The organism is Sutcliffiella horikoshii, from assembly GCF_002157855.1.
In the GTDB taxonomy this organism is placed as follows: Bacteria; Bacillota; Bacilli; order Bacillales; family Bacillaceae_I; genus Sutcliffiella_A; species Sutcliffiella_A horikoshii_C.
This window is the reverse complement of sequence record NZ_CP020880.1, coordinates 2,412,648-2,427,923: the sequence shown is the minus strand read 5'-3', so window position 1 is coordinate 2,427,923 and position 15,276 is coordinate 2,412,648. Positions and strand designations below refer to the sequence as shown.

The following is a 15,276-nucleotide window of genomic DNA, read 5'->3' as shown; positions in this document are numbered from 1 at the left end:
CAGCATACTTGTGAGCCAAGAACAACAAAATAATACATACAGGGTCTGCTACATCCATACATGTAGGAGGCCCTTTTTTTATTAAATTGCCTAATCAAAATCATGCACAAGTTTCTTTAACAAAAATATTAATAAATAGGGCGTCTTATGTGGGAAAATACTGCAACATCAAGTAAAATAGACTTAAGAAGCGGAGAAATGATACACACAACTAAGGGGACAGTAGAAATGGGATCAAACAATCCAAAACAGCAGATTCAGCAGCAAGTACAGGAGACAAGTCAACTCCAAATAAAACTGCAGCTAGTGCTAGATAAGCTGCACCAGCGCGGTGATCAAAAAAGTGCGAGAAAAGTGGCAGAACTTTTACATAAACATACAACAAAGGAATTAAGTATAGCTTTTTGCGGACATTTTTCAGCCGGGAAGTCATCCTTTATCAATGAGATATTGGAGGAGGCAATTCTACCGGCTAGTCCTATTCCAACTTCCGCCAATGTTGTCCAAATAAAAAATGGGGAAGAGCTTGCCCATGTTCATTTTTTTGAGGGAGAATCGCTCGAGATTCTACCGCCAGTCTCATTTGAGCATGTTAAAGCGTATTGTAAAAACGGAGACCAAGTAGAAGCCGTTGAGTATCAATATCCGTTTGAAAAACTTCCTTCTGATATGGTCATTTTAGACACTCCAGGGGTGGATTCTACAGATGATGCGCACCGCATTTCCACAGAATCAGCCTTGCATTTGGCAGACGTCATTTTTTATGTGATGGACTATAATCACGTCCAGTCTGAGGTGAATCTCAAGTTTATTAAAGAACTTCAAGACAAGGAAAAAAAGATCTATTTAATCGTTAACCAAATTGATAAGCATCGGGAGGAAGAAATCCCGTTTGCCACATATAACGAGAGAATAATGGAGTCCTTTGGAGATTGGGGAATTATACCTGCAAGCATTTATTTTACGAGCTTAAAAGAAACCAACCATCCTCTTAACGATCTTTCGATTGTTAAAGAAACGCTTCAAATCCTTAGACAAGACAAGTTGGATATCTTGCCAAAAACGATCGAGCGAGCGCTCATTCAAGTATTGGATGAACATAAAGAATGGCAACTCGATCAAAGGGCAGAGGAAATGGAGCGCCATGAGCAAACAATTCACTCTGTAGGGGACCTGCCAAATGATGTTGGTGAAACGTTAAGGATTAAAAAAGATAAACTAACGACCATCCAAACTGAAACAGCTGAAGCGAAAGAGAATTTTATCAATCAAACAAAGCGGATCTTGGAAAATGCCAATATCACACCATTTGAGATGAGGGAGCTAGCTGAACGCTATCTCGAATCGCAACAAAAAGGGTTTAAGGTGGGCCTTCTGTTCGCAGGAAAGAAAACACAAGAAGAGCGTGAATTAAGAAGTGCCGGTTTTCGAAGTGATTTAGGCGAGCGTGTGAAAACACAGGTGGAAAAGTTCATTCATGAACATATTATTACCTTTCTAAAAGATCAAAACTTTTATACACCCGCGACTTTTGATAAAGTTCAAGAGCTTACTGTTCCTATTACGGAAGAGTTTGTTGCCAGCCATGTAAAACCTGGTGCTGGCCATACCGGCAATGCTGTATTGCATTATACAAAAGATTTAGCTCATTCCATCAAGTTAGAATACCAAAAACGAGTACAAAGGCTGATGGAAGATTACTTTGAAAGACTCGAAGAGCATATGCAAGAAAGCACAAAAGAATTAACTGTGGAAGTGGAAAAATTAGAAAGAGTACATCATGCCCAAGAAGCCATAACACTGCTTCATATGGAACTAGAACAGCAATACGAAGAGCTTAACAGTATTTTAGTTAAGACCGTAGAGACTTTAGATCAAACGGAAACAGAAAACCTTATTACCAAATATCTGAACCGTTCTTATAAAAAAGTTCGCGGAGATGAATTGCCTTCCTCGATAATTAAGCAAAAAGAGGACGTTCAAAAACAAGAAGGCACTCAAGATACATTTAACCAGAATGACCCCGCAAAGTTAGTCAAGGGACTTCATGAGACTGCAAGCTTTTTAAAGGGGATACACGGGTTTCAAACGATTGTTGATGACTTGAAAAAAAGAGCAGGGAAAATCGAAAACCAGACCTTTACAGTTGCGTTATTTGGTGCATTCAGTGCAGGTAAATCTTCTCTTGCTAATGCTTTATTTGGAGAAAAGGTGCTGCCTGTTTCCCCAAACCCAACAACTGCATCCATCAACAAAATCTCTCCTGTAACGAAGGATCATCCTCATGGAACAGTTTGTGTACAAATGAAGACAACAGCACAGCTGGTTCAGGATGTCAAACAGGCTTTACAGATTTTCAATATGGAAGTTTTGGGTCTGGAGGAAGCCGTTCCGGCAATCAAGAGCATGATATCTAAAAATGAGCATCTTGAGCTGGATGCCAACAAGAAGACGCATTTTCATTTTCTAAAGGCCTTCTTAACAGGTTGGGAGGAAATGAAGACGAAATTGGGAACGCTCCAACAAGTGACACTAGATGAGTTTGAAGCTTATGTCGCGCAAGAAGAGAAATCCTGTTTTGTGGAATGGATTGAAGTGTTCTATGACTGCCCATTTACAAGACAGGGGCTGACTTTGGTGGATACACCTGGAGCGGACTCTATCAATGCTAGGCATACCGATGTTTCGTTTGATTATATTAAGAATGCTGATGCGATTCTCTTTGTCACCTACTACCAGCATGCTTTTTCAAAGGCAGACAGGGAATTTTTGATTCAATTGGGCAGGGTAAAAGACGCATTTGCCATGGATAAGATGTTCTTTCTTGTTAATGCAGCAGATCTTGCAAATAATGAGGAAGAACTTGAACTCGTATGTGACTATGTGGAAGATCAATTGACTGCTTATGGAATTCGTCATCCAAGATTGTATCCAGTTTCAAGTCTGCTTGCACTGAAGGAAAAAGAAAACCGCCCATTTGAACATCCATTTTTGGAAAGCTCTTTGATGAATGATTTTGAACATGCATTTTCAGACTTCATTCAGTCTGACTTGGTTGAGATGAGTCTCCATGCAGCTCAAACGGATTTGAACCGAGCAGTGGCTTTGTTTGACCATTTTGTCCAACAGGCTAAACTTGGGTCTGAGGAAAAGAAAAAACTACAACTTCAGTACAGCACTAATAAAGTCAAGCTAGCAGGTTACATTGATGGGTACGCAACGGAAAGTTTTTATACGTTGCTTAAGCAAGAGGTTAACGAATTAGTTTATTACATTAAGCAACGAACATTATTACGATTTTCTGATTTCTTTAAAGAAAGTTTCAACCCTGCAGTGATCAGGGAGGACGGACGGAATATGAAGGAACAGCTTATCCGTTGCCTGCATGAACTTGTAACAGACATTTTTCACAATCTTTCCCAAGAAGTCAGAGCAACTACTGTGCGGACAGAGAACTTTATCCGTAAGAGCTTGAACTCCTGGCAAAAGGAGTTGGAAGCGGAGGCACAAAAGGTGGAATCTCAACTTTCCCTGCGTATGTTGGAGGCGGAGGAGTTTACACCTTTTAAAGTGGAAAGTTCTTTTCCTTCCATTTCTACAAAACTCGAGAAACAAACTTTAGGCCACTACCGAAATTCGAAAGCATTTTTCGAGAAAAACGAAAAACAAAAGATGGCCCAGTTCCTAGAGGATCAACTGTCTCCTTTAATGGACTCCTACTTAAAGGAAAGTTCACAGGAACTAACTCATCATTATAAAGTAGAACTGGAGAATTCTCTTGGTGAGGTCAAAAAGTATATCTTGAGACAGCTTGAGGACTATTATGAAGGAATGCAGTCAGCACTTGAACAAGAACAGGACATTCCTCAATTAGAACGTGTTCTACAACAAATACAACAGCATAAAAAATAAGGAGGAGAACAGGTGAACCGGATAGAGGATAGACTGGCAAGTTTGGAATTAAAACATAATGTGAAGATCCTTTATGCTTGTGAAGCGGGTAGCAGGGCATATGGTCTTGCTACCGAAAGCAGTGATTTTGATATCAGGTTCATCTACATTGCTCCCCTTAAAGATTACCTTTCTTTGAGAAAGAAGAAAGATACCATTTCCCAGCAGGATGACATGTACGACATTCAGGGCTGGGACCTGAAGAAGGCATTGTTATTGGCTGGCAAATCCAATCCCTCTTTATATGAATGGATGCTATCTCCTATTGTATATAGGGAGTTGGATGTTGCCATGCTTCCTTTAAATGACATAATTTTAAAAGATTACTCCAGAAAAGTCCTTGCATTTCATTATGCGAACATGGCAAAGAACAATCTTCATGCTTGGAGTAAAAAGAATGTCGCTTCTCACCTTGTTCATGCCGTCCGGGCCTCTTTGATGTTAGAGCAGGTTATACACAATGATGAGTTCGCAACCATCGAATTTCAACATCTTATTAAGAATAGCAACACATTTACCAATGAAGAATCATCTCTTTTATTTTGCTTGAAGACTGGAGAAGAAGTAACCGATATTCCACTCATTTCACAACTTTTTGCAAAGGTAAGTAATTTTATTACTGCTTCTGAAGAGTTAATGGTTCACCTAGAAGAAGGGAAGGTGAAACTCTCCGTATTAGAGGAACTTTTTTTTCAACAGTTAGGAATAGAAGGTGAGTGAGATCACAAAAGTTAACAGATTTCATGCTTGTGCTACCTGTATACATTATCAAGTGATAAAATTAGATACTCATTCCATTTACCGTTGCAGTAGACTTGGTTTTGAAACAAAGCCGCATTATAAATTTGATTGTTGGCAACCGAAAGAGAACATAATACAATTAATGAAAAAAGAACAGATACATTGGAGGAACAACCATGAGCGTACATAAAGCGATAAGTGAACATTCAAGAAAACAAAATCAAGTAGTCATGAATTTTTTACAACTTGAGCATCAAAGAGAAGCATACATAGAAGAGGCAATCGTACTTTGCCGTCAAAAGAAACCATATACAACCGAAAAAATTAATGAGGTTACCAAAAGAATAAACGACCTTGCTCGAAAAGGAATTGCACCTCAAAGACAACTGGTAACAAAAGAAATGGTAGAGGAATTTGTTTCTCGAAGTAATTAACATGCGGAGGGGAAAGCATGAAACATATTGTATCGGTAAATTGGGTGATGGAGCACTTAAACCATCTCACGGTCATTGATTGTCGCTTCCATCTTCCCGCACCTGATAAGGGCCGTGCGGAATATAAAGATCATCACATCCCAGGGGCACATTATTTGGACTTAAATAAAGATTTATCCAGTGCAGTCGGTAAACATGGAGGCAGACATCCGTTACCAGATTTCCAGGAACTTCATTCTAAGCTAGAAAATATTGGGGTCCATGATGGTGGCAAGGTACTTATTTATGATGACCAGAACGGTGGGATGGCCTCAAGGCTGTGGTTTTTGCTAAAGGTTTTAGGTCATGAGGATGTATGGATTATGGATGGTGGCTATAGTCATTGGATGAAGCAAGGTTATCCTGTAACAGCAGAAGTGCCTATACAAGAAAAGCGTGGTACATTTACGTTTAAAGTGGAAGAAAATTTGATAACTGGGATGGAAGATGTCAAATCTCAACTATCTGCCTTTGAAAGTGGTGCAGCATACCTTCTTGATGCAAGAGAACCTAACCGTTACAAGGGAGTAGAAGAACCAATAGATAAGGTTGCCGGTCATATTCCTGGAGCTCTTAACTTTTTCTGGATGGAGAATATAGAGAATGGAATTTGGAAAAATGCGAAAGAGTTGAAAGAAAGATTTTCTAATCTTGATCCATCTAAAGAAATTATCGTCTACTGCGGTTCCGGTGTCACTGCCTGCCCGACTTTTCTGGCCCTAAAAGAAGCTGGTTATGAAAAAGTAAAACTGTATGCCGGTAGCTGGAGTGACTGGATAAGTTACACAGACAACCCAATTTCTTAAATAAAGAACTAAATTTACCCTCACTGAAATGGTTTCCTCTTGCGCAAACTATAAGAGATCCACCATATGAAGGAGGAGATTTAGAATGGGACGTACGAAAAAAGGAAATGCCAATGCACAGCGTAACAACAACGCTAAACAAAAAGGCAACATGGATTCAGAGTTTGCTTCTTATGCGGAATACGAAGCAGCCAAAATGACAAATAAGAAGAATCAATAGTATTTTTTGCCATCACTTTTTATAGGTGATGGCTTTTTACATACTGCGTTGTGAAGCCTGTCCACATACCCTGATTTATGCTATAATCAGAAACGGAATAAGAGAGGGAGTGTTCTTTTGAAAAAAGTATTACTGATAGATGGAATGGCTTTATTATTCCGTTCTTTTTTCGCAACCAGTGTTTATAATCGCTTCATGTATACATCCAACGGAATCCCAACAAATGCTATTCAGGGATTTGTTAAACATATGATAACTTCCATGGAAACGTTCGAGCCGACACATGTTGTCTGCTGCTGGGACATGGGAAGCAAGACGTTCCGTACAGAAATGTTTGATGACTATAAAGCAAACAGACCTGCTCCACCACAAGAGTTGATTCCTCAATTTGATCTTGTGAAAGAAGTGGTAGAGGCGTTTGACATTCCCAATATCGGACTTGCAGGCTTTGAAGCTGATGACTGCTTAGGAACCCTTGCAGAACTTTATCGGGAAGAAGCGGAAGTCATCATTCTGACTGGTGACCAAGACGTTCTGCAGCTGATCAAACCAAATATTAAAGTAGCGTTGTTAATGAAAGGTTATGGCAACTATGAAGTCTTAGACGAAAATGGCTTCTATGAGAAAAAAGGCCTTACACCGCAACAACTCATTGATCTTAAAGCCATTATGGGGGACAGCAGTGATAACTACCCTGGAGTTAAAGGTGTTGGAGAAAAGACTGCTACAAAATTGTTGATGGAGTATCAGACAGTAGACGGGATCTTAGAAAACCTGTCAGCTCTTACGAAAAGTCAACGTCAGAAATTTGAAGACAGCTTGGAATTGTTGCACCTGTCAAGGGAACTTGCAACAATCAAGTGTGATGTACCGGTTTCTTGTGAATTGAATGATGCGACTATCACGATTGACCGCAACAAAGTAGCAAATAAATTTGACGAGCTTGAATTCAAGAATTTGCATGGCTTTATAGATAAAGTTTGTTAAGAGAAGATGAGCAAGTCATCTTCTCTTTTTTAGCGTTTTGTGTTATCTTTTTTCGCTTTATTTTCAAGCTTGGAGTTTACTTCCTGAGCAAATTCCGTATCTTGACCGTAACCTTGAGGGTTGACTCCAGGTGCTTTTTTTCCTCTGTTGGCAGACTTATTTCTACTCATGCTTCTCACCTCCGTTAGTAGTTTTCCTTTTTCAGCTAAAAATTATGTTGCATTGTGAAGTTCAGATTTACTCAAACTACACTAGAGGTGATTAGTTTGAACCGACCACTTAAAATTGCATTAAGTGCTATCACGTTGGCACAATTCCTAAAGATTCCAATAAAATTTTTTAGAACAGGCAGATGGGAATGGAGTACTTTCTTTGAAACAGGAGGAATGCCAAGTTCACATTCGGCAGGTGTATCTGCATTAGCCACCATTATTGCTTTAAAAAGGGGATTTAAAACGATTGATTTTGCGCTTTCCACCATATTTGGCCTCATCGTAATGTATGATGCACAAGGAGTCAGAAGACAAACAGGTGAAATTACTCTTGCAGTAAATGATCTTGCTGAAAAGCTGGATAGACTTGAGGGAAAACCTGATGAGAATGTGCATGACAAATTAGAAAAGCGTTTGAAAGAACGGTTGGGGCATCAACCGGAGGAAGTAGTTGGTGGGGCTTTATTCGGAATCGCTCTCGCTTTTTTAGGAATGCGCCTGTTGCCTAAAAAGAAAAAATTGGAACTTTGGGACAAACTTTGATGGGCAAACGACAAATTTTGCGGTAAAATTGAGGAAGGGGACGAACAAAAGGATGGGTAAACATGAACAAATCATGGAGTACAGAAGAATACCTTCAGCAACTTACCGCAAGAGGCTTTAAATTCGGAGAAGATTCTCTTGGTTTTATAGAATTTGGAAAGCACTATACAGATAGCTCAGACTACTTAGTCAACATAGCCATTGAGATTACACTAAAAGCTCAAAAGCAATTTGATGGAAGTTTCTTTGTATCATTCTTGGAAATGATCAAACAGGAACAAGTCCATACTAAGCATGCTGCTTTTGAATTGGCCAAGGAAAAAAAGATTATTTAGAGGACTTTCCTGATTTTGTCGGGAAAGTTTTTTGATTGTGGGGGTAGATATTAAATGGCTGCTTCTATATGCCCAAAACAACTCGGGGAAGGGCTGTTTGGTAATATAGGGGTGTTCTATATGCCCGAAGCAGCTATTAAAAAGGCTGTTTGGTAATATAGGGGCGTTCTATATGCCCGAAGCAACTCGGGGAAGGGCTGTTTGGTAAGATAGTTGCGTTCTATATGCCCGAAGCAGCTATTAAAAAGGCTGTTTGGTAATATAGGGGCGTTCTATATGCCCGAAGCAACTCGGGGAAGGGCTGTTTGGTAAGATAGAGGCATTCTATACGCCCCAAGTAGCTCGCCAGAACCTAAAACGGTAAGAGAGAAGCCGTCTCAACGCCCGAAGTAGCTCGCCAGAACCTAAAACGGTAACAGAGAAGCCGTCTCAACGCCCGAAGCAGCTCGCCAAAACCCAAAACGGTAAGAGAGAAGCCGTCTCAACGCCCGAAGCAACTCACCAAAAGCCCAAACGGTAAGGGAGAATCCAAATTCCACCATACTATCACTTATTATTAAGCTGAATCGCCTTCCTCGACAACTCATCCGCCACTTTATTCTCTTTGCTCGGCACCCATTTTATGAAGAATAAATCAAGCTGATCGGACAGACGCAAAGCTTCCTCCAACAGCACGCTGTATTGCTGTTTTTTAGCAAAGCGCTTTTCCATTGCACTCTCCACCGCCTGAGAGTCTGTTCGAAAAGAAACAATTTGATAGCCTTGTTTTGTGCAAATTTTCAACGCTTCAATCAACGCATGAAATTCTGCTTCATGATTCGACATCATTCCAAGCGGAATACTGTATTGTTCAGCCCGTCCATGCCCTTTAATAAATATACCAGCTCCAGAAGGACCGGGATCCCCTGCGCTTGCCCCGTCAATATATACTTCAATCATTGCATTCGCCTACCTATTAAATAAGTGTTACACGAACATATTTCGATATGTCCTGTGATAAGATAAGAATACACAATAATAACAAAGTATTAAAGCCATAATACCCATACTTTTTACGTCTAAGGGGTATAAGTAAGAATTACTTAGTAGTAAAGGGGATACCCAAAAAATGAAATTAACTTTAGAATGGCACTACCACACTCCAAAACATATTGAAACCACTTTTAGAAGTGAAGAACTGGATATTAGGCTCGCTCTTAGGCTTGCTGAAGATATAGAAAAGACGGGAAGAGTAAAACGTCTTTCTTTTTTTGATCAGGATGGGTCAGAGTGGACTAAAAAAGAAATAAACAAATGGATTAAGCAGAGTGAAATAGGTATTTCGGATGTTGTCGCCTTTTTTGATGGAGGATACGACGTTGATACCAAACTGGCGGGAATCGGAAATGTGGTTTATTATAATCAAAATAGAAAAGACTACAGATACAGAATTAATGCAAGGCTTGAAGAATTGGAATCGAACAATGAAGCGGAGTATGCAGCGTTCTATTTTCTGGTCCAACAATTGGAACAACTTGAAATCCGTGCGATGGAAGTTACCTTTAAGGGCGACTCCCTTGTCGTTTTAAATCAACTTTCGGGAGAATGGCCGTGTTATGATGAACTATTCAACCGTTGGCTTGATAAGATAGAAGAGAAGTTGAAAGAACTTAAAATCAGGCCAATATATGAGCCTGTCAACAGAAAAGATAATACAGAGGCACATCAGCTGGCCAAACAAGCATTAGAAGGAACACCAATTGAAAGTAAATTGCAATTGTGAACATATAGGAGTGACACTAAATAATGATTAATCGAAAAAAGATACTTTTGGAAGTTGGTGAAATTTTAGATACGTACTGTACTGAATGCCTGGTTAAGCAAACGTTACGTAAAGACTATGGCAAGACGCATGCTCAATCATTTTGCATCAGTGAATGTACAGTAGGTGCTGAAATCAAGAAATTAGGAGACCAGCTAGTAGAGCGCAAATAATGTAGCGCTTTACCCGCTGGTTTTTTACTGAACAAGCACAAAAAAACCGCCCATCCAGGCGGTTATTTTCGTGCTTCAGAAAGCTGATGTTCACATTGGGTAAGAGATAATTCGCAATTTTGTAGAAAATCCGTATCTAACCCTGTGCCAGCGCTTTTAGCTTCGTTAAGTAGAGATCTAGCGTTAGAAATGGCTCTTTCTGCATGATCCATAGCTTCTGGATCAAGGCTCATCGTTACCGACCCCACCATTTTTTCTGCAGATTGAATCGACACCTGAACTTGAGACAAATCATTATATCCTGTGTGTAATTCTGTGTTGTTGTTATATTGTTGGTTGTCCATTTTTACAGCCTCCTTCTTATTTTAGAATGAGTAAAAGAGGCAAAAGATATTCACATAAAACGAGAGAGACCATCAAACAACTGATGGTCTCTCCCTTTTTTATATATGTTTTTACAACTTTAGATTAAAGTTTTGTAACGTTAGCAGCTTGTGGTCCGCGGTTTCCTTCAACGATTTCAAAAGAAACTTCTTGGCCTTCTTCTAAAGATTTGAAACCATCACCAGTGATTGCAGAGAAATGTACAAATACGTCATCTCCACCTTCTACTTCAATAAAGCCAAAACCTTTTTCGTTGTTGAACCATTTTACTTTACCGTTTTGCATTGTTCTTTTTCCTCCTAAAAATAGCGCACAAAGTGCCGTGAAATTGTATTATCATCACCAATTTCCATTAAAAAAGAAAGCGGTTAAATGACAATTTCAATATACAATATTTCCTCTATTATAGTCAAGGTTTCAAACTTTGTACCTGTTTTATTTTCTTTTTCTTATCATATATATAGGTAAAGGAGGGATAAGCTATGCTGCGGACAAAATTTGAAGGTAGGGAAATGATATTGCGGATTAAAACGAATTTATGTTTGTACTCATTAGACGAAGATACGATTTACAATAGCTTGCGCGAGTCTTTACAAATCATCTATTTTATGGATTCCTTCGCACTGCAAATTGGTGAATACCTCGTAGTTGGAGAAACCCAACAAAGTGCCTATCCGTTAATCACTGTCCAGAACATAGTGCCCAGAAAAAATATTGTGACCGTGTAACTATACAAACAAATGTTTTGCTTTTATAATAAATGTAGGAAAAGAGAAGGGAAGCCACACTCTTTTCCTACATTTATTTTAATTGAGTGGAGTGGAAGAGGTAGTGAAATTAATAATTGCTGAAAAGCCAGATCAAGGATTAAAGCTTGCTGCTCCATTTTCCTACAAGAAAAAGGATGGCTATGTGGAGATTCCCCCACAACAGATGTTCCCTAAAGGTGCCTTGCTTACATGGGCTGTTGGTCATCTTTGTGAACTGTTATCTCCGGAAGAATACGATAAGGCGTGGAAGCGCTGGTCCCTGCAAACTCTCCCAATCATACCCGAAAAATTCCAACACAAAGTAACCAAATCCAAATGGAAGCAATTTCAAACCGTAAAAAAGTTAGTTCATCATCCTGAGGTGACAGAAGTAATTATGGCAGGTGATGCAGAACGGGAAGGAGAGGCGATTATACGTATCATTCTTCTTGTGAGCAATTGCCATAAACCTTTAAAACGTTTGTGGATATCCTCTTTGACTCCAAAGGCCGTCCAAAAAGGGTTTGATAACCTTTTAGAAGAGCATGAAACAAGAAATGTATACTATGAAGCCTTGAGTAGATCCTGTGCGGATTGGCTGGTCGGGATGAATGCTTCACGAGCGTATACGTTGCTCCTACAACAAAAAGGCATATCCGATGTTTTCTCAACCGGAAGAGTACAGACCCCAACCCTTGCGTTGATTGTAAAAAGGGAACTCGAAATCGAAAACTTTGTCTCAAAGCCGTTTTGGGAAGTGCTCGCGACCTTCAATATGAATGGAAAGAAGTATAAAGGTAAATGGCATAAGGAAGAAGAGTCAAGGCTCGATGATGCGACCTTAGCAGAAAAGATAGTGCAGTTCTGTAAAGGAAAAGAGGCGGAAATTGAAAACATAGAGAAAGAACGGAAAGAATTTCAGCCACCATTTCTCTTTAACCTTTCGTCCTTGCAAGCTACTGCCAATAGTCTTTATAAATTTTCTCCGCAAAAAACATTAGAGGTAGCTCAAAAACTTTATGTGAAAGGTATCATTTCCTATCCTCGTTCTGATTCAAGCTTTGTGACCAAAGAAGAGGCTGGTATGTTTCCTGAAACCTTGCAGAAATTGAGTGCTTTTAACGCATTTAAGGATTACTTTCCTGTTCCATACTCATCCGTCATGAATAATAAACGAGTAGTAAATGAGAAAAAAGTGACAGATCACTATGCAATTATCCCAACAGAGCAAGTGACAGATCCATCTAAAATGTCACCGGATGAAGAGAAAATTTATTCCCTTATCGTTAAGCGTCTCATCGCTGCACACTATGATAAAGCAATTTTTGACTACACGACGATACATACACTAGTAGACGGTCGCGCCACATTCCTTTCAAAAGGGAAAGAAGAGGTTCAGTCAGGATGGCGAACGGTCATATATGGCAACAAGAAAGAAAAAGAAACAGATGAAGATGAACAAGATCTTCCTTCGTTAGAACAAGGTGAAACAGGAAGTGTACATGACGTGAAAGTGAAAGAAGGGAAGACCCAGCCTCCTAAACGTTATACGGAGGGACAACTCATCACAGTGATGAAAACAGCCGGCAAACATCTAGAAGATGGAGAGCTCACAAAGGTTCTAAATAAAACAGAGGGCCTCGGTACAGAAGCGACACGAGCGGGGATAATCGGCGTACTAAAAGACAGAAAATATATTGATGTTAAACGAAATCAAGTTTTTGCTACAAATAAAGGGAAGCTTCTGATTAAGTCAATTGGATCAAGCATTTTAGCAAGTCCCGAAATGACGGCAAAATGGGAGCAACGACTGCATGAAATAGGCCAAGGTACAGCATCTCCAGAAGAATTTATGGAACAGGCAAAAAAACTGTCCATAAAATTGATAGAGGATGCAAAAAACGAGAGCGGCCAATGGTCTTTTGAAGGAATGGATGTTAGTGAATTTAAATATTCAAAAGGAAAGCGCAAAGGACGTGGTTCTGCCGGCGTGGGAACAAAGGTGGGTACGTGTAAAAAGTGCGACGGAGATGTAGTGGACAAGGGGTCATTCTACGGATGTTCAAACTACAATTCAAATAAGTGCAATTTCACCATTTCAAAAACCATACTCGGAAAAACCGTTTCTGCAACAAATGCAAAAAAACTTCTATCAGAAGGAAGAACCGCTGAAATTAAGGGATTTAAAAAAGGTGAAAAGGTATTTAATGCTTCATTGGAATGGAAAGAAGATAAATTGCAATTTGTATTTTAATTTTACAATTTACATGGAAGGTCGAGTTGTTAGATGCTCGGCCATATTTATTTTTAGAAACAAGGGTATAGTATGTGTATCAAAAGGATGGGAGGGGTACCGTTGAAGGGTTCTATACGGTTAAAGGACGTGCAGTACAGAACTGAGGAAAAACTTATTCTTAAAGGCATTTCTGGTAACATTACTGAAGGGGAAATCACTACCTTTGTCGGACCCTCTGGGGCTGGTAAAACCACTTTGTTGAAAATGCTTAACGGTCTTTTGACTCCTACATCAGGGGAGATCATAATAAATGGCAAAGACCTCGATAAATACGAACCCACTGAGCTACGCAAGCAGGTTGGAATCGCCCTTCAAAGTGCTCCAATGGTTGACGGAGATGTCTTTGATAACCTTTCTTTACCTTTGCGGCTGCAAGAGCGCTCTCTTGAGAAGGAAGAGGCGGTCAGCATATTAAATGTAGTAGGACTGGAAGAAAGCCAATTACATCAGAATGTGAAAGATCTATCAGGCGGACAAAGACAAAAGTTATCCATTGCAAGGACACTTGTAAATCGACCGAAAGTGTTACTATTGGATGAAATAACTTCTTCTTTAGATCAAACTTCACAAAGGGAAATTGATGAATTAATTCAAAGAGTAAGTAAAAAGTACGGCACTACTATTATATGGATAACCCATAATTTAAATCAGGCTTTAACAGTCGGAACCTATACATGGATCTTAATGGATGGAGAACTAATAGAAGCCGGGAAAAGTCAGGATATCCAAAACTCAACGAACGATCGTGTACAAGCATTTCTTAAAGGGGAGTTGAAATGAACGCCTTTACGCTCGCAATAACCCTTATTTTTGTTCTTATACCTATCGTCCTTTCTAAAACATTCAGACTTGATCTAGAAAAAGATACGATTATCGCTGTCATTAGGTCTGTTGTACAGCTTTTTATCGTCGGTTATCTACTGACGTTTGTTTTTGAATCAGAAGGATATTTCTTTATTATTTTAATGGTACTGATTATAATTGGGGCTGCCGTTCAAAACGTTGCTAGAAAAAAGACTCCGATTAAAGGGATTGCTTGGAAGGTAGCCATCACATTTATTTTTATTGAAGTACTGACACAAGGTATATTAATTGGATTCAATATTATTCCGGCAACTGCACAGTATATCATTCCGATAAGCGGCATGATTATCGGTAACTCTATGGTGCTTGGCATTCTTTTTCTCAATAGATTTTTTTCTGAGATAGAAGCAAGAGAAGATGAAATTGACCTGATTCTTTCCCTTGGTGGGACAACCAAACAGGCCATACATACCCAATTGATACAGGCAGTTAAAGCCAGCATGATTCCAACGATTGAAAGTCAGAAAACGATTGGACTAGTTCAGCTTCCTGGAATGATGAGTGGTCAGATTATCGCTGGAGCAAGCCCCATTCAGGCCGTTCAATTTCAACTGCTTATTGTATTTTTATTACTTACAACAGCATCTGTCACAAGCATCATGCTTGGATTATTGTCATACCCGACACTATTTAACAATAGAAAGCAACTTATGAGGTTGAGGTAAAATAACCGTCAAAAAAGAAGCCACTTCATCCGGAGTGGCTTTTTTAAGGATATAAAAGTATTAGAAACAGTTGATT

At 39.4% G+C, this 15,276-nt stretch carries 18 protein-coding genes; 14 read left to right on the top strand and 4 right to left on the bottom strand.

The genetic code is table 11. The annotated features are described in order from the left end of the window. Nucleotides 1-198: 198 nt before the first annotated feature. From B4U37_RS12470 to B4U37_RS12440, 6 genes are all read left to right on the top strand, one after another. Nucleotides 199-3,912, top strand: a complete 3,714-nt coding sequence (locus B4U37_RS12470) for a dynamin family protein (protein WP_198317024.1) — start codon at nucleotides 199-201, stop codon at nucleotides 3,910-3,912. Nucleotides 3,913-3,924: 12 nt separating this feature from the next. After that, nucleotides 3,925-4,671: a nucleotidyltransferase domain-containing protein gene (locus tag B4U37_RS12465; RefSeq protein ID WP_088018502.1), complete on the top strand. Its 747-nt coding sequence runs from the start codon at nucleotides 3,925-3,927 to the stop codon at nucleotides 4,669-4,671. Nucleotides 4,672-4,868: 197 nt separating this feature from the next. Then, nucleotides 4,869-5,126, top strand: a complete 258-nt coding sequence (locus tag B4U37_RS12455) for a YpbS family protein (RefSeq protein ID WP_088018501.1) — start codon at nucleotides 4,869-4,871, stop codon at nucleotides 5,124-5,126. Nucleotides 5,127-5,143: 17 nt separating this feature from the next. Then, a complete protein-coding gene (locus B4U37_RS12450) occupies nucleotides 5,144-5,971 on the top strand; it encodes a sulfurtransferase (RefSeq protein ID WP_088018500.1) in 828 nt (275 codons plus the stop codon). 85 nt (nucleotides 5,972-6,056) lie between these two features. Continuing rightward, on the top strand, nucleotides 6,057-6,191 hold the full coding sequence (locus tag B4U37_RS22570; RefSeq protein ID WP_010193767.1) for a hypothetical protein: 135 nt from the start codon (nucleotides 6,057-6,059) through the stop codon (nucleotides 6,189-6,191). A 117-nt stretch (nucleotides 6,192-6,308) separates the two neighbouring features. Then, nucleotides 6,309-7,178: a 5'-3' exonuclease gene (locus tag B4U37_RS12440; protein WP_088018499.1), complete on the top strand. Its 870-nt coding sequence runs from the start codon at nucleotides 6,309-6,311 to the stop codon at nucleotides 7,176-7,178. A gap of 29 nt (nucleotides 7,179-7,207) precedes the next feature. Here the strand turns inward: B4U37_RS12440 and sspL are convergent, their stop codons facing one another. Beyond that, on the bottom strand, nucleotides 7,208-7,348 hold the full coding sequence (gene sspL / locus B4U37_RS12435) for a small, acid-soluble spore protein L (RefSeq protein ID WP_088018498.1): 141 nt from the start codon (nucleotides 7,346-7,348) through the stop codon (nucleotides 7,208-7,210). 96 nt (nucleotides 7,349-7,444) lie between these two features. Between sspL and B4U37_RS12430 the strand changes: the two genes are divergently transcribed. Together B4U37_RS12430 and B4U37_RS12425 are read left to right on the top strand one after the other, a co-directional pair. Further along, the gene (locus tag B4U37_RS12430) at nucleotides 7,445-7,933 is read left to right on the top strand and encodes a divergent PAP2 family protein (protein ID WP_088018497.1); all 489 of its coding nucleotides are present in this window, start codon (nucleotides 7,445-7,447) and stop codon (nucleotides 7,931-7,933) included. A gap of 62 nt (nucleotides 7,934-7,995) precedes the next feature. Beyond that, nucleotides 7,996-8,268: a DUF6123 family protein gene (locus B4U37_RS12425; RefSeq protein WP_088018496.1), complete on the top strand. Its 273-nt coding sequence runs from the start codon at nucleotides 7,996-7,998 to the stop codon at nucleotides 8,266-8,268. Between the two features lie 546 nt (nucleotides 8,269-8,814). Here the strand turns inward: B4U37_RS12425 and B4U37_RS12420 are convergent. Continuing rightward, complete coding sequence (locus B4U37_RS12420; RefSeq protein ID WP_088018495.1) at nucleotides 8,815-9,207, bottom strand: reverse transcriptase-like protein; 393 nt, start codon at nucleotides 9,205-9,207, stop codon at nucleotides 8,815-8,817. 169 nt (nucleotides 9,208-9,376) lie between these two features. On the opposite strand from B4U37_RS12420, the gene B4U37_RS12415 reads away from it, so the two are divergent. After that, nucleotides 9,377-10,030, top strand: coding sequence for a reverse transcriptase-like protein (locus B4U37_RS12415; protein ID WP_088018494.1), 654 nt, complete (start codon nucleotides 9,377-9,379; stop codon nucleotides 10,028-10,030). A gap of 23 nt (nucleotides 10,031-10,053) precedes the next feature. After that, complete coding sequence (locus B4U37_RS12410) at nucleotides 10,054-10,242, top strand: zinc-finger domain-containing protein (RefSeq protein WP_010193776.1); 189 nt, start codon at nucleotides 10,054-10,056, stop codon at nucleotides 10,240-10,242. A 62-nt stretch (nucleotides 10,243-10,304) separates the two neighbouring features. Here the strand turns inward: B4U37_RS12410 and B4U37_RS12405 are convergent, their stop codons facing one another. Both B4U37_RS12405 and cspD read right to left on the bottom strand, forming a co-directional pair. Further along, a complete protein-coding gene (locus tag B4U37_RS12405) occupies nucleotides 10,305-10,586 on the bottom strand; it encodes a DUF2564 family protein (protein WP_088018493.1) in 282 nt (93 codons plus the stop codon). Nucleotides 10,587-10,710: 124 nt separating this feature from the next. Then, nucleotides 10,711-10,911, bottom strand: a complete 201-nt coding sequence (cspD, locus tag B4U37_RS12400) for a cold-shock protein CspD (RefSeq protein WP_088018492.1) — start codon at nucleotides 10,909-10,911, stop codon at nucleotides 10,711-10,713. 197 nt (nucleotides 10,912-11,108) lie between these two features. Between cspD and B4U37_RS12395 the strand changes: the two genes are divergently transcribed. The 4 genes from B4U37_RS12395 (at nucleotide 11,109) to B4U37_RS12380 (ending at nucleotide 15,200) form a co-directional block, all read left to right on the top strand. Next, entirely contained in the window at nucleotides 11,109-11,354 is a 246-nt protein-coding gene (locus B4U37_RS12395; RefSeq protein ID WP_010193779.1) for a hypothetical protein, read from the top strand. Between the two features lie 103 nt (nucleotides 11,355-11,457). Next, complete coding sequence (locus B4U37_RS12390) at nucleotides 11,458-13,629, top strand: DNA topoisomerase III (RefSeq protein WP_088020283.1); 2,172 nt, start codon at nucleotides 11,458-11,460, stop codon at nucleotides 13,627-13,629. Nucleotides 13,630-13,731: 102 nt separating this feature from the next. Then, complete coding sequence (locus B4U37_RS12385; protein WP_088018491.1) at nucleotides 13,732-14,451, top strand: ABC transporter ATP-binding protein; 720 nt, start codon at nucleotides 13,732-13,734, stop codon at nucleotides 14,449-14,451. Continuing rightward, complete coding sequence (locus tag B4U37_RS12380) at nucleotides 14,448-15,200, top strand: ABC transporter permease (protein ID WP_088018490.1); 753 nt, start codon at nucleotides 14,448-14,450, stop codon at nucleotides 15,198-15,200. Before B4U37_RS12385 ends, B4U37_RS12380 begins: the two co-directional genes overlap by 4 nt. Nucleotides 15,201-15,276 lie beyond the last annotated feature (76 nt).